Below are 14,357 nucleotides of genomic sequence, written 5' to 3'. Positions count from 1 at the left end.
TTTACCTGAGCCCTCCTACGCTATAACTATGCTGTACGCTCAAGTTATAAAACTACATCAATGGATTGTAATTATTGTCCATCCGGATCATAACGATAAACCTTACTCATCCGATTTGAACGCGACGATGATTTCTCGCGTCCGCGCACCAGGCGCTCTTCATCTGTGGCTACCAGTTTTTTAGTGGCCAGGAAACGCCTGCGCAGTCCTGGCAGGTCGATTGATTCATTGGCTGAGAAAAATGCCCGGTAGAGTAGAGACGCTTCCGCCAGCGTCAATGTGCCATCTCCAGTGGCAGGTTCTTTCATGGCATGTAATGGCATCGTTTCACGGCTCTTAGCAGATGCTGACCGCCCATCTTGCTGCCACCATTCCTGGCCAGACTCAACCGGACTCATCATATGCATGTCAGCCAGATAACGCAGAATTAGCTCAGGATCATGCTGAATGTGGGCACGCAACGACTGTAAGGCAGACAAAAAGCTGGGCAGGATTTCCGGGTCCATTGTCTGCTGACCCGACTCTATATCCGCGACTGGCACCCATTGTACATGCAAACTCGGGACCGGCTGGAGATGCAAATTGGGACGTAGCTCATCGCGCTGCGCGCGCAGGAGGATACTATGAATCAAAGAGACAGATGATCCCTGCTCTGAACTTCCCCAGACCTGCACTTGCTGCTCTTGCCACCCTGAACGTAACTGCACCAACGTCGCTGAATCGGCCCAGTACAACAATGCGTCCAACGTTCTCTCTACGGCCTCGGCCACGGACTCTCTGCCCAACACTAACCGCATCGGTGGTCCCCACGGACCTACCCGCAGTAAAGCCCACAATGACCAATCACGGATGGCAAATGCTACCACGCTCGCCGTCACGATGAGGCGCCGTGGAACCGCGTCACGTACCGGTCGCGCCGAAAGCGATGACTTCGTTCCAGGTTGCAATGAGCTCAAAATAACACCAATCTACCATACAAAGCACGGCCAAATATTCGCACAAGTATAGCTAAATTGTACTCATTTTAAGAAATACATGCAAGTACCCCTGTTGCCTGTAGCAAGAAAAAAGAAAAAGCCCGTCAGGGGAATATATCCCTGACGGGCGCCTCACCTGCTTATATTAATAGTTATTGTCTCTTTTTTTAGCGTCCAAAGATCAGGTGGAGGCCAAGAGCAAAACCACTAGAAACCAGCAGAGTAATTAACATATAGAGACGATAACGTGCATATTTTACTCGCTCATCAATTGCTATAGCTTTTGAGCCACTAGATCTACGATTTGGATCTGGTCTTTGCATTGTCCTTCCCCCTGATATCCTAAAAGTAGGAGGGTGACCTACTTAAACTATTTTATAACTACATTATATACGGTTTAAAGAAGGATTTCGTTGTAGTTAGTTTGAGTGTACATTATACAGCCCAAAAAAGCTATGGAAGATCAATAATATTAACCAAATAGCTATGCTAGCTCGCTTTTTTGCTATTATTGGCTATCACCAAATAACTGGTTGTGGGCGTTAAAGCCTATTAACTATACTCTGGGCGATGGAGATGAGATAGGCTCATCGCTGGATGGCTCAGGTTGTTCAGCACAGGGTGAGCCTTCGTTATCAGGGATAGAGGGATGATAAATCCATTCGTAGTTCATTTCGAGCAGACGGCGAGCTTTGGCAAAATCTCGCACTTGCAAGATACGGAAGACTTGCTCGCAAACGGCAATTGCTTCAGCGGCTGAGGCGCGCGCAATCGCGGTATATGAGCCGAGCACATCGTGCCTCCTGGCCGAGCGAAAAGAGAGATGCACTTTTTCGAGCGTATCCGCGAATTCGGTCTGCAACTGGTCGTTCCATTCTTGCTTCTCAACCAGCGCAACTGCACGACTGAGGAAACGTGCACAGACTTTGACCGCCTTGTTGTAGTCAGCGTTACGGCAATCCAGCAACGCACGGAGGATACGCTGCTCATCAGCAACATCCAATGCAACTACAGAAAAAATACTGGCTTCTCCACCCATCTCATGAATATCGTGGGATAACTGCCGAAAATGCTTTTCAACCTCTTCTGAGTATGGCAATAGATACACAGAGTTTTGTAACGCATAAGCACCAAGATTCTGTAGCCGACGCCAGACCCAAACCCGCTTCTGCGACGGCTCACTGGGTACTTTATAAGTGAGTTGTAACCAGCGCATGACTCCATGATCTTGCATCAATGCTCTCCCGCTAGAAAAAATGATCTCTTTGTATCTACAGTTACCAATCGCTGCTATCGTATCCAAAAAAAGCTATGAAGTCAAGCATAAATCATCCATAATGCAGGTTCAACCTGCAACTACCACATTCTCATAGACATACGCACAAAAATGATATACTAAAAAGCATCTTGAAGCTTTATGAGTTTAACTATTCTTAGAAAGGGTCTAAAAGCCATAAGGTTCGCTCCTTCGGAGCTCAACATATTTTTTATGTGATGGTGCAAAAAGAGCGCCGGGCGCTCTTTTTGCACCATCACATAAAAAGGGCTCGGGTGCGCATGCACCCGCCCGTACGGGGGCGCTTTGCTTCCCATGGTGATGGAGGTTTCAGCAGATGCGTACATACCTGTTTCCCGGCCTGATTGCGCCACAGATCATCGGGATATTGCTAGCCTGGCAACAAAAGATGACATTGAATTGGTTGCACCTGACTCTGGCCCTCCTGCTAAATCTGATCATATTTGTGGCGCTGCATAGCTATCTCATCAAACCTGATCGCCACTATAGCACCAACTGTCCCTCCATTCTATTTGTCTGTCTGGCAAGTAGTCTATTTGTAGTTAGCGCGTATGTTCTGCAAAGTAACCAGCTCAGCGGCGCCATCATACTGGCCAGCCTACCTATTGGACTCTACTCGGCAGTTGTCGTCTATATACAACAATTTTCTACGCTTCGTACCAGATCTCAAATGGAAATTTTACAATCAGCTATTCGAAAAACTCGTCTGGTTGGAGCCAGCCTTATCAGTCTCGTCACATTGACGATCTTGTTGGATTGCTTCCTCGACATCTATCCATGGTATGCCGGTATTGCCATCTTGACGACGTTTCCTCTCTTAATCGCGCTGCATCAAATCGATCAAGACCTGCAATTGCGCATTAGTGCCACTGGCGCCTACTGGCAAACTATCCTCCTCTTTTCTATCGCTCTGCTCATTCACGGCTTTATTGGCATTTAAATCTAGCTGCTTTTTTTAATCAGACTGCATTTCTCGAATAGATGGCGAAAATTGGGCCTCAAAACTCTTTATAAAGCCCTTTTCATTTCATATAATAAGATAGGACTACAGTTGAAGCGTTAGAAACAGCAGAATCACGTGTCGCTTGTCTATCCGCCAGGCACACATCACCGGGCAAGCAGCAGAATGTGTTGGACATGGACATTGAAACCGTAACGCCACCTGTTCTACAATGAAGTAATTCATGGTTGGCTGTACAAAGTAATCAGCAACGTCGCTTTTGCGGTATGCTACTTCGCAGTGCCATGAAAAATCTCCGACAGTTCTTTTGTATTGAGGAGGATACACTGGAATGAATAGTAATCTCTTTGAGGACACCGATTCAATTTTATCAGAGGAACGTATTTTCTCCCCTACTCCGGCGATGGTAGAAAATGCGAACATTACTGCCTACATGAAATCGAAGGGTTTCGATGACTATGAAGCTTTCTATAAGTGGTCATTGGCTAACTACGATGAATACTGGGATGATCAGGCAAAGGAACTACACTGGTTTGAGCCATGGCAAAAGACGTTCGAGTGGACCACCAAACCATTCTTTAAGTGGTTTGTTGGTGGCAAGTTTAATATTGTCTATAACTGCCTGGATCGCCATATGGAGACGCCGGTGCGCAATAAGGTGGCCTTCTATTGGGAAGGTGACAATGGCGAGACGCGCTCGATCACTTATGAGCAGTTGTATGTGGAAACCAATCGTCTGGCGAAGGGCTTGCAGAACCTCGGTCTGAAAAAAGGGGATCGCGTCGCTATCTATATGCCAGCAGTCCTTGAGCAGATCATTGCGGTGCTGGCTGTAGCTCGCCTGGGCGCCATCCATACGGTGGTCTTTGGTGGTTTCGCAGCCAATGCGTTGCGCGATCGCATCATCGATGCACAGGCTAAAATGGTGATCACGGCAGACGGGAATCATCGCGGCGGCAAGCTGATTCAATTGAAAACTATTACTGACGAGGCTGTGGCTGAGACGCCAACTATCGAGAAAGTGGTGGTCTTCAATCGTGAAGGTCTCGATGTGCCCATGAAAGAGGGACGCGACATTTACTGGCACGATCTGCTGGCCTCTATCCCTGCCGATACCGTCGTGCCGTGCGAGCCAATGGATAGCGAAGACCTGCTCTATATCCTTTATACCAGTGGTAGCACTGGTAAACCTAAAGGGGTTGTTCACGTCCATGGCGGCTATGCGGTTGGTGCCTATACTACAACCAAGTTTGTTTTTGATATCAAAGATGATGATATTTTCTGGTGTACAGCAGATGTGGGTTGGGTAACCGGACATAGTTATATCATCTATGGACCGCTGATGACTGGCGTGACCAGTGTACTCTTTGAAGGAACACCCGCCTATCCAAATCCTGATCGTTGGTGGAGTGTGGCTGAGCGCTTTAAGGTTACCATTCTCTATACCTCGCCAACTGGCATCCGTGGCTTGATGCGCTTTGGCGAAGAGTGGCCGGCCAAACATGATCTCTCCCACTTGCGTCTACTCGGCTCGGTTGGTGAGCCCATCAATCCTGAGGCCTGGATGTGGTACCGCCACAATATTGGACGTGATGAGTTGCCAATCATGGATACCTGGTGGCAGACCGAGACCGGCTCAATCTTAATCAGCCCGACGATTATTCAGCCCTTGAAGCCTGGCAGTGCGACCCGCCCTCTGCCCACCATTGCTGCCGATGTGGTTGATAAGAATGGAAATTCAGTGGGACTGGGCAAAGGTGGCTTCCTGGTAGTGCGTCAGCCGTGGCCAAGTCAGATGCGCACCATCTACAATGATCCGGCACGCTACCAGACGTACTGGGAGACGTTGCCCGATGTCTACTTTGCTGGTGATGCCGCAACTATCGATAAGCAGGGCTTTATTCGTGTCCAGGGCCGCGTCGATGATGTGATCAAGGTCAGCGGCCATCGCCTGGGCTCGATGGAAATTGAGTCTAGCCTGGTTAGCCATCCAGCGGTTGCTGAGGCAGCTGCCATTGGCAAGCCCGACGAGCTTAAGGGTGAACATGTAAAAGTTTTTGTCATCTTGAAAAATGGCTTTGAGCCTTCCGATGAGATGGCGAAAGAGCTTAAGCTACATGTGCGTACGACTGTGGGAGCCCTGGCGGTTCCTGAGGAACTGGAGTTCACGCCCAGTCTTCCCAAGACGCGTTCGGGTAAAATTATGCGCCGGGTGATCCGTGCCCGCGAGCTGGGCGAACCAATCGGTGATATCAGCACGCTTGACGCGTAGCATACTGGCAATATGTAGCACATCAATTAGCTAAAAATATCCAAACGAGGACAGGTAAACATTTGCCTGTCCTCTTTATTATGCCTATAGGCCTGTCTCGGCGATTTTGAGCATCCACAGATGCTTGACCATAGGCACAACCTACGATATAGTAAGTTGCAACATTCAGGTGTAAAGAGGGGGTTTGATGACAGTACTTAACGAGGCACATTCTATGACTGAATCAACGCCGCAAGATATTCATGCGTATCTTACCGGTATTATGCAACAGGCGGTCGCATCATTTCTGGAACAAGAACATATCGACTTCGATGCGACACAGCTACCAATCGACCTGCGACTCTCAGCACAGGCAAGCTTTGGCGATTACTCTATTCCCGTCATGGCCTGGTCGGGCAAGCTTAAACGACCGCCTTTGAAAATAGCAGAGGGACTAAAGGCTATTTTGCAAGCTAATGCACAGGCCAATATCCAGGAGATCACAGCGACGAAGCCGGGCTACCTGAATTTCCGCTTAAATCGTCCCGTAGTTGGACACAACATTATTGAGCGCGTACTGGAGGCCGGAGCCGACTATGGACAACACAAAGGCGGCGTGGGCACCAAGGTAATCGTTGAGCATACAAACATCAATAGCAATAAGGCTGCTCACGTTGGTCACCTGCGCAACTCCTGCATTGGAGATACTGTCGTGCGTATGTTGCGTTCACAGGGCTACCAGGTTGAGGCTGATAACTACATCGATGACTCTGGCGTCCAGGTTGCCGATGTCGTGGTTGGCTTTACACTATTGCAAAAAGGATTGCTCGATCTCCCTGGTGGCAATGAGCAACTGCCCAACGAGTCCTTTGACTACTTTTGCTCACGCGTCTATACGACCGTCAGCAAGATCTATGATGACAAAGAATCCGAGCTGGGCCAGATGGCGGCACGCCTGCGCAAAGAGGTCCTGCATTCGATTGAACATGGCGATGAGCCTGAGTCGGGTCCCGACTATCCAGCGATAGCGGCTGATCTGTCACACCAGATTGTACAGGCCCACTTAAAGACGATGGGGCGTCTTAATATCTCTTATGATGTGCTGCCCTGGGAGTCTGCAATCTTGCGGGCCGGGCTGTGGCAGCATACCTTTGAGATGCTGAAGTCGCGCGGCTTGCTGGAGAAACCTGAGACCGGCCATGCGGCAGGCTGCTGGATTCTGCCCTTTGGTGAGGGAGAGAGCCAGACCAGTGAAGGCGATCGCAACAGCGATAAGATTCTGGTTCGTAGCGATGGTACAGCGACCTATACAGCTAAAGATATCGCTTATCAGCTCTGGAAGTTTGGCCTGGCCGACCAGCTCGGCGTCGAGTTCCATTTTGTTCCCTGGGGTGTTCAGCACGATGGGCGCAAGTTGTGGACGATGCGCACACCAAATGATGCCCAGCTAAAAGCGGTGACAGATGAGGCTCCTGCAACCAAATTTGGACACGCCAACAGAGTGGTTAACGTCATTGATGTACGCCAGTCCTATCTGCAGCAGGTTGTCTATGAGAGTCTGCGCCGCCTGGGCTATGCCGAGCAGGCTGATAATTCAAAGCACCTGGCCTATGAGGTTGTGACTCTTTCCGCTTCGACTGCTGCACGTCTGGGCGTTGATACCTCCGATAACCGCAGCTATTATGCCATGTCGGGCCGCAAAGGCATCGAAATCAAGGCCGACGACCTGATCAATGCAGCCATCAAACGCATGCAAGAGATCAGCCAGGAAGAAGGCAAAAAGGAACTTCCGGCGGAGACCGCCAGTGTCCTCGCCGCCTCCGCCATCCGCTACTTTATGATCCGCTTCAATCTGCAGCAGATCATTGCCCTGGATATGGATGAGGTGTTGCGACCCAAGGGCGATACCGGCGTCTATATTCAATACGCTTATGCACGCTCCAACAGCATCCTGCGCCGCCTGCAGGAAACCGGCTATACCATTCCCGCCCGGCTGGAAGCGTTGCCCGAGCAGTTAGAGCAGAGCGAATGGGATCTGCTGCGCCACATCGATGTCTATCCGCGTCGCCTGGCCGAATACACCGAGCAGATGGCACCATCCCTGCTGGCAAACTACGTCTATGACCTGGCCGCCCATTTCACGGACTTCTTTGAGCATACCTCGCCTATCATCCGCGAGAAGAACGAGCAGATCAAAGCCTTCCGTGCTTTCATGGTCCAGGCCACGGCCCAGACCATGAGCAACGTGATGCGCGTCCTTGGCTTCGAACCCCTCGAACGCATCTAAACCAACATCTATACATAAAGCCACAAGCGAAGCACCCTGTCAGAAACTGAAGCAGCCACAAGGCTACATAGACAGCCCGCTTCGCTTGTGGCTTTTCTTTTTCACCGCAATAAATGTCTGGCTGGTATAATGGCCCCCTTTATAACGCTCATAGTGGCTATTTTTAGCGGACCATTCATCTGCTACAGTAAAGCCATACAAAAAAGGAAACCACATAAGAAAAGGAATAACATTATGAACATATTAGTTGCGGGGGCGGCAGGCGTCATTGGTCGTCGGCTCTTGCCGCTGCTGGCAAAAGATGGCCATAACGTTGTTGGCACGACACGCCAGGCCAGTAAAAGTTCATTGATTGAAGAGTTGGGTGCCTCACCAGTGGTTGTCGACGTCTTTGATCGCGAAGAACTACATAGAGTTGTGCGCGCAACCCAACCAGATGTGATTATTCATCAACTTACAGATTTAGGAGACCGGGATTTTGTGGCCAACGGTCGCATCCGCCGCGTAGGGACACGCAATCTGGTCGACGCTGCACGAGCTGTGGGGGTGCGCCGAATGATCGCCCAGAGTATTGCATGGGCGTACGCTCCCGGCGAAGGTCCGGCGGATGAAAGTGTGCCACTGGATGTCGAGTCACCCCTGTCGCGTCGCGGTCTGGTTGAAAGCATCCAGGCCCTTGAACAGGCTGTGCTTGAGATGGAACATGGGATTGTATTGCGCTATGGCCTGTTCTATGGTCCGGGAACCTGGTATGCACCCGATGGGTTCATTGCCGAACAGGTACGCCATGGTGAGTCGATTGCCAATGAGGGGGTAACCTCTTTTGTGCATATCGATGATGCCGCCCGCGCCACCTTGGAGGCACTTGTATGGCCTGCGGGCATCGTCAATATCGTCGATGACGAACCTGCTTCCGGTTCATGCTGGCTTCCTGTCTATGCAGCAGCCCTCAACACTCCAGCACCACCCGTGGATAGCACACGCCCTCCATTCGCGCGTGGAGCTCTCAATACGAAAGCACGCCAGCGCCTAAACTGGCAGCCCATCTATCCAAGCTGGCGCGATGGATTTGCAAAATAGATATAGCAAACGTTTCCTTGCGCCGGAGAACAGGATGGGATAGACTGAATAGTCTGCTTTAGACGTAAGTAGTGTCCGTATTTTCACGAAGGAGAGTAGTGTATCTATGGCTCACCTGAGTTTCGGTGTGAAGACCGCCCCCCAATGGACAACGTATGAAGATATGCTGGCAATCTGGCAAGCCGCTGACGAGGAGCCGTTGCTGGAGCATGCCTGGCTCTTTGACCACTTTTTCCCGCTAACGCAAGATATGAGTGGTCCCTGCCTGGAAGGCTGGACAGTTCTGGCCGCATTTGCGGCGGTCACCAAACGCATTCGCCTCGGCCTGATGGTGACGGGCAACACCTATCGCCATCCTGCGGTGCTGGCAAATATCGCGGCTACCGTGGATGTAATTTCCAAGGGTCGCCTTGATTTTGGTATCGGCGCCGGGTGGAACGAGTATGAACATTCGGCCTATGGTATTCCCCTTTACAAACCAGGAGAGCGCCTGCGCCGCCTGGATGAGGCCTGCGAGGTTATCAAGCGCCTGTGGACCGAGAAGCAGGCCAATTTCGAGGGCCGCTACTATCAGATTAAAGATGCTTATTGCGAGCCAAAACCAGTTCAGCAGCCCTATCCGCCTTTTGTGATTGGTGGCGGTGGCGAAAAGCTCACCCTGCGTATCGTGGCTAAATACGCCAGTGTGTGGAATATGGCTGGCGGCTCCACCGAAGACTTCAAGCGCAAAAATGCGATCCTCGACGAGCACTGTGCCGCTATTGGACGCAATCCTGCTGAAATTGCACGCTCCATCCAGGTTCCAATCAATCCAGATAACCTGCAGGAAACGCGCAAAACTACCCAAGATTATATTGAAGCTGGTGTCAACCACATCATACTCAATATTCGCCCTCCTTATCCAGAAGGCATTGTGCGCCGCCTGGTCCAGGAAGTTGTCGAGCCTCTCAAATCCTCTCGAGCTTAACATCTCTCATACATAAGTCAGCCAGCAGGGTCGCGCAATATGTACATGTGCCACCCTGCTGGCTGATTTACTCATACGCCACAGGAAAAACTTCTCACCCTATATAATCCTACCTATAATCCTGAATCATATCTCATAAAAATTATGCAATTTATCCATTTTATATGTCAAATTGCTTGATAAATCCAGTGATTTTCACGTCTATATAATTAATGAAAGTAGCATAAAAGGGATTGCTTCAAAGCTATGGCAAGAAGTATACGGCGATTACTGGGCACATTCATACTCATGTTTTTAATTATGACCGGTGGCCTCGTCTACTGGCAGGTAGTCAAGGCAGATAATGTGCGGTCTGCGGCGCATAATGTGCGTGCTTTTGTCGGTGAAAATTGCCCTCGGCGTGGCAGAATATTTGATCGTAATGGCGTTCTTCTGGCGGAGTCGATTAAGGATACCCGAGCTCCATGTGGCTATATTCGCCGCTATACCGAACCTTCACTCTCAAATTTGATCGGCTACTATGTTGCTGGTTATCCTCCCCATGGCATTGAAGCTGCGTACAATGATATCCTTGCAGGACAAACAGGGTCCACTGTCATGGATCAACTTGTCAGACATACGCTGCATGAACCCTCTATTGGCAATGATATTTACCTGACCATCGACGTGCGTATTCAGCGCGTCATCAATCAAGACTTTGACACGTTTAATCCACCCGATAATAAACTGGTTTATACATCCAACCGAGGCTCGATTATAGCCTCGAATCCCCATACCGGTGAAATACTGGCAATGTTGAGCCGCCCCTCCTATAATGCCAATAAGATGGTGCAAACTCTTTCAGAGGGTGGCGAACATCGGGAAGATTATTTCAACCAGGTGAACAAAGAAAATGCGCTCATTAATCGCCCACTGCAGGCACGTTATATTCCTGGCTCTATTTTTAAAACCGTTACACTGATGGGAGCCCTTGATAGTGGCACCTATACTCTGGACTCGCAGTGGAATATGCAACAATCATTAGGACCAATCATCTATGATGGGAGCCGTATCGGTCCGGACAAAAATCTGGGCTATCCATTCTTTACGCCTAAATTTCCTATCACAACTGAATATGCCTATTCTAACTCTGATAATGTTGTCTTTGCACAAATTGGCGTGAAAATGGGGCAACAAAAATGGCTGGATTATACTAACCGTCTGTATATCAACCAGGATATCCCCTTTGATCTACCTGTGGCACAGAGTTCGGTACTTAACCAGAATGGTCAACCACTCTCTACCTGGCAACTGGCTGAGAACGCATTTGGGCAAGGTGTCGATTATGTTACTCCGTTACAAATGTCATTGGTTGATAATGCAGTGGCCAACGATGGCGTGCTGATGAAGCCATATGTACTTTCTAAGGTAACCGATTCTACCTATCAGCCAGTACAAATTACAGAACCACAACAGCTCAATCAAGTTGTTAGTAGCCAGACTGCTAGCGAGGTCAGGCAATCAATGTTTGCGGTCACACGCTGCAACGGTGGCTATCCTTCGGTCCCTATTCACACATCTCCCTGGGGAATCATGGGTAAAACTGGTACAGCTGAGCTCGGCACTGGTCAACCACCCCATAGCTGGATGCTCACGCAGGCTCCTTACTATTCCAGCGATCCAACCCAGCAACCAGCAATTACTGTCGTGGCGATGAAGGAAAATGGTGGAGAAGCCATCAATGCGATTGGGCCAATCATTGCCCATATCTACCAGGATATCTTCAGTCAGCAACTGGTCAAGGTCCAGTCGCCCAACAATCCTGATTCAGATATCTATTGTCCTGCCCATCACCTTTGGAAGCAATAAATTTACTATAAATAAACTCATCTTCATCAGCATCAGTTATAGCACATCTCTACTTCAAACATGTGATAAATAGCTGAGTATGCACGTACATATTATACGGTGCATTTAATATATGCGGTGTATAAACATAATAAAGGATGTGACATGCTTAAATCTATTCGCCCCCTATTTCTGTGTACCCTTCTCATAATGTTGGCGGCTTGCGCTTCACAGGAAGCTACACAGCCGGTAGCTACGTCCACACCTACTCCAACGCCTGGCGTAACGCCAACGGCAACTATTCCAGCCATCTCTTCAACATTGGTGCATTTTAAAACTGCTGATAATGTGAATCTAGCAGGCTCATTATATGGAAACGGCAAAGTCTTCGTCATCTGTTCACATGAGCTGAGAACAACTAAAGAAATCTGGAAGGATAGTGGTATGCCGCAACGCCTGGCTGCCCTTGGCTACCATGTACTGGCCTATGACTTTCGCGGTAATGGAGACTCTGGGGGCACCTCGGATCTCACAGTATTGGATATTGATTTGAAGGCCGCGATTGCTTTTGCACAGAAACAGGGGGCGACAAAGATTATCCTGCTGGGATCCAGTATGGGGGGAACCGCATCATTGAAGGTGGCAGCAAAAACCAACGTGGCGGCGATCATTACCCTCTCATCGCCTGAAACGTTTCCGACCAATGTCACCGATGAGGATGTAAAAGCTATCAGCGCTCCCAAGCTCTTTATCAATAGTGCGTATGATACCTATACCAGCGATACCACCCATATGCATGATATAGCCAGTCCTCCAAAAGAACTACATATCTATCCAGGCAACCAGCACGGCACGGCCATCTTTGGCACTGAAAGTGGCGCGGATCTTACTCAACGCATCTTTACCTTTATTACACACTATGTACCATTAAGCTAAGCTACGCTTCAAACAGGCTATCAGCACAGGTGGATTCTATATGCTTCTCAAAAAATTTGAGAAGCATATGTATTAGAACAATAAATATATTGATCTCGAGTATACTGTAATCTAGCATATGAAAAATAATTTGGTGTGATTAATTTCTTTATTAGTCGTTTTAAATATATAGAAGACAACTAATCATTAAGCATGCATATTTTTATATACATGCCGTGATTTTTATTTTCAAACCGTAATCAATACAGTAAGTACGCTTATTTTGGAGGAGACTGCTTTGATTTCATTATTTCGTTATTTTTATCGCAACTTTTTTGTCAATGGGCAACCCTTACACCAGATTATCCTTGGTATCATCCTGGCCCCTGTCGGTGCATTGGTAGCGTGGGCCGCAATGTCTGCTGATCCCGAGCACTATTACCCATATTTCATTCTTGCCGGTATTGTCTTTGCTATTTTTGGGGTCGTTCTCCTGATCAAAGGAATCATCGGGCTCTCTGGAGGCAAGTCTGGCCCGGGAACAACGGCTATGTACAATAATAGCCAGAACCCTTACGGACAACCTCAATACCCTGCACAACCCTATGGGCAACCCCAGTATCCTGCACAGCCTTACGGCCAGCAACAATCTTACGGCCAGCCCTATCCACCACAGCAGCAACCTTACGGCCAGCCCTATCCACAGCAGCAACAACCTTACGCTCAACCTTATCCACAGCAGCAACAACCTTACGCTCAACCTTATCCACCACAACCTGCTCATCAGCCGCCTTATCCGCAACAATAGCGCCATTAGATATGTTGGCACAAAGCATGCAGGTATCGAACAAGAGGTCTTAACAAAACAAGCGTCTCAAAAGGGACGCTTGTTTTGTTAAGACTATTGATGCGGAGGTTGGGATCAATACTAGCCGCGATGGCGATTAATCTCTGCGTCTAAAGCAACGGTGGCGTTGCGAGCGGCCTGGGCAAAGTCAGCGGAATGCGAGGCATAGATGATGCCGCGTGAGGAGTTGATAATCATGCCCCAACCACGACTGTCCTGACCAGCTTTGACAGTAGCCGCGACATCTCCCCCCTGGGCTCCGATACCAGGTATGAGCAAAGGTAAATCGCCCACGACCTCACGCGCACGCTTGAGTTCAGACGGATAGGTAGCGCCGACGACCAGCGCACAATTGCCATTGTCGTTCCAATAGCGGGCTACGTTGCGTGCAACGACCAGGTAAAGCGGCTCTTTGTGCTCACCAATCAGAAGATCCTGAAATTCGCCCGAACCCGGGTTAGAGGTTTTGGCTAAGACAATGACGCCCTTATCCTGACGGCTCAAAAATGGAGCCATAGCTTCTTTTCCAAGATAGGGATGCACCGTAATGGCATCGGCCTGCAACAGATCAAATGAAGATTTGACATAGCCCAGGTTGGTATTGCCAATATCGGCCCGCTTGGCATCCAGGATCACCGGGATTTCGGGCCAGCTCTTTTTGCTATAAGCAATGATCTTTTCCAATGCGCGCAGGCCAGCGTCACCATAGGCTTCATAGAAGGCTATATTGGGCTTATATGCACAGACCAGATCAGCAGTGGCATCAATCAGCTCACAAGCAAAGTAGGTCAGCGCCTCCTCCAGGGAGCGCCCTTCTTTTACTACAGCTGGTAAACGTTCATACTCGGGATCAAGGCCAACACAGACAAAATGCCCCTGTTGCCAGCGCTGTTCTAGCTGAGCCAGAAATGTCGTTGACTCTCTCGCCATAGAAGTCCTCTTTTGTAA

The 14,357-nt window shown here is 49.2% G+C and carries 11 protein-coding genes; 8 read left to right on the top strand and 3 right to left on the bottom strand.

Annotated elements, in window-relative coordinates; all coding sequences use genetic code 11:
- Positions 1-71: 71 nt before the first annotated feature.
- Complete coding sequence (locus JMI88_RS36040; protein ID WP_201366879.1) at positions 72-956, bottom strand: hypothetical protein; 885 nt, start codon at positions 954-956, stop codon at positions 72-74.
- 577 nt (positions 957-1,533) lie between these two features.
- A complete protein-coding gene (locus tag JMI88_RS36035; protein ID WP_201366878.1) occupies positions 1,534-2,211 on the bottom strand; it encodes a Chromate resistance protein ChrB in 678 nt (225 codons plus the stop codon).
- 379 nt (positions 2,212-2,590) lie between these two features.
- Between JMI88_RS36035 and JMI88_RS36030 the strand changes: the two genes are divergently transcribed.
- The 8 genes from JMI88_RS36030 (at position 2,591) to JMI88_RS35995 (ending at position 13,370) form a co-directional block, all read left to right on the top strand.
- A complete protein-coding gene (locus JMI88_RS36030; RefSeq protein WP_201366877.1) occupies positions 2,591-3,214 on the top strand; it encodes a UbiA prenyltransferase family protein in 624 nt (207 codons plus the stop codon).
- Positions 3,215-3,566: 352 nt separating this feature from the next.
- Positions 3,567-5,507, top strand: a complete 1,941-nt coding sequence (gene acs, locus JMI88_RS36025) for an acetate--CoA ligase (RefSeq protein WP_201366876.1) — start codon at positions 3,567-3,569, stop codon at positions 5,505-5,507.
- A gap of 187 nt (positions 5,508-5,694) precedes the next feature.
- Positions 5,695-7,773, top strand: a complete 2,079-nt coding sequence (locus JMI88_RS36020) for an arginine--tRNA ligase (protein ID WP_201366875.1) — start codon at positions 5,695-5,697, stop codon at positions 7,771-7,773.
- Positions 7,774-8,007: 234 nt separating this feature from the next.
- A complete protein-coding gene (locus JMI88_RS36015; protein WP_201366874.1) occupies positions 8,008-8,853 on the top strand; it encodes an NAD-dependent epimerase/dehydratase family protein in 846 nt (281 codons plus the stop codon).
- 106 nt (positions 8,854-8,959) lie between these two features.
- Positions 8,960-9,820, top strand: coding sequence for an LLM class F420-dependent oxidoreductase (locus JMI88_RS36010; RefSeq protein ID WP_201366873.1), 861 nt, complete (start codon positions 8,960-8,962; stop codon positions 9,818-9,820).
- Positions 9,821-10,066: 246 nt separating this feature from the next.
- On the top strand, positions 10,067-11,668 hold the full coding sequence (locus tag JMI88_RS36005) for a penicillin-binding transpeptidase domain-containing protein (protein WP_201366872.1): 1,602 nt from the start codon (positions 10,067-10,069) through the stop codon (positions 11,666-11,668).
- A gap of 144 nt (positions 11,669-11,812) precedes the next feature.
- On the top strand, positions 11,813-12,583 hold the full coding sequence (locus JMI88_RS36000; protein WP_201366871.1) for an alpha/beta hydrolase: 771 nt from the start codon (positions 11,813-11,815) through the stop codon (positions 12,581-12,583).
- Between the two features lie 277 nt (positions 12,584-12,860).
- Positions 12,861-13,370 (top strand): hypothetical protein, encoded by a 510-nt coding sequence (locus JMI88_RS35995; protein WP_201366870.1) that lies wholly within the window; start codon positions 12,861-12,863, stop codon positions 13,368-13,370.
- Between the two features lie 120 nt (positions 13,371-13,490).
- Here JMI88_RS35995 and pyrF read toward each other — a convergent pair whose 3' ends face one another.
- Positions 13,491-14,339 (bottom strand): orotidine-5'-phosphate decarboxylase, encoded by an 849-nt coding sequence (pyrF, locus tag JMI88_RS35990; RefSeq protein ID WP_201366869.1) that lies wholly within the window; start codon positions 14,337-14,339, stop codon positions 13,491-13,493.
- Positions 14,340-14,357: the final 18 nt, after the last annotated feature.

It is taken from the genome of Dictyobacter formicarum, from assembly GCF_016587435.1.
This window is presented reverse-complemented; position numbering and strand designations above follow the sequence as displayed.

What these genes read in the sequence shown, in the direction of transcription:
- acs (WP_201366876.1), top strand. Translation starts at nt 3,567, where the DNA reads ATGAATAGTAATCTCTTTGAGGACACCGATTCAATTTTATCAGAGGAA.
- JMI88_RS36010 (WP_201366873.1), top strand. Translation starts at nt 8,960, where the DNA reads ATGGCTCACCTGAGTTTCGGTGTGAAGACCGCCCCCCAATGGACAACG.
- pyrF (WP_201366869.1), bottom strand. Translation starts at nt 14,339, where the DNA reads ATGGCGAGAGAGTCAACGACATTTCTGGCTCAGCTAGAACAGCGCTGG.
- JMI88_RS36015 (WP_201366874.1), top strand. Translation starts at nt 8,008, where the DNA reads ATGAACATATTAGTTGCGGGGGCGGCAGGCGTCATTGGTCGTCGGCTC.
- JMI88_RS36000 (WP_201366871.1), top strand. Translation starts at nt 11,813, where the DNA reads ATGCTTAAATCTATTCGCCCCCTATTTCTGTGTACCCTTCTCATAATG.
- JMI88_RS36030 (WP_201366877.1), top strand. Translation starts at nt 2,591, where the DNA reads ATGCGTACATACCTGTTTCCCGGCCTGATTGCGCCACAGATCATCGGG.
- JMI88_RS36005 (WP_201366872.1), top strand. Translation starts at nt 10,067, where the DNA reads ATGGCAAGAAGTATACGGCGATTACTGGGCACATTCATACTCATGTTT.
- JMI88_RS36035 (WP_201366878.1), bottom strand. Translation starts at nt 2,211, where the DNA reads ATGCAAGATCATGGAGTCATGCGCTGGTTACAACTCACTTATAAAGTA.
- JMI88_RS36020 (WP_201366875.1), top strand. Translation starts at nt 5,695, where the DNA reads ATGACAGTACTTAACGAGGCACATTCTATGACTGAATCAACGCCGCAA.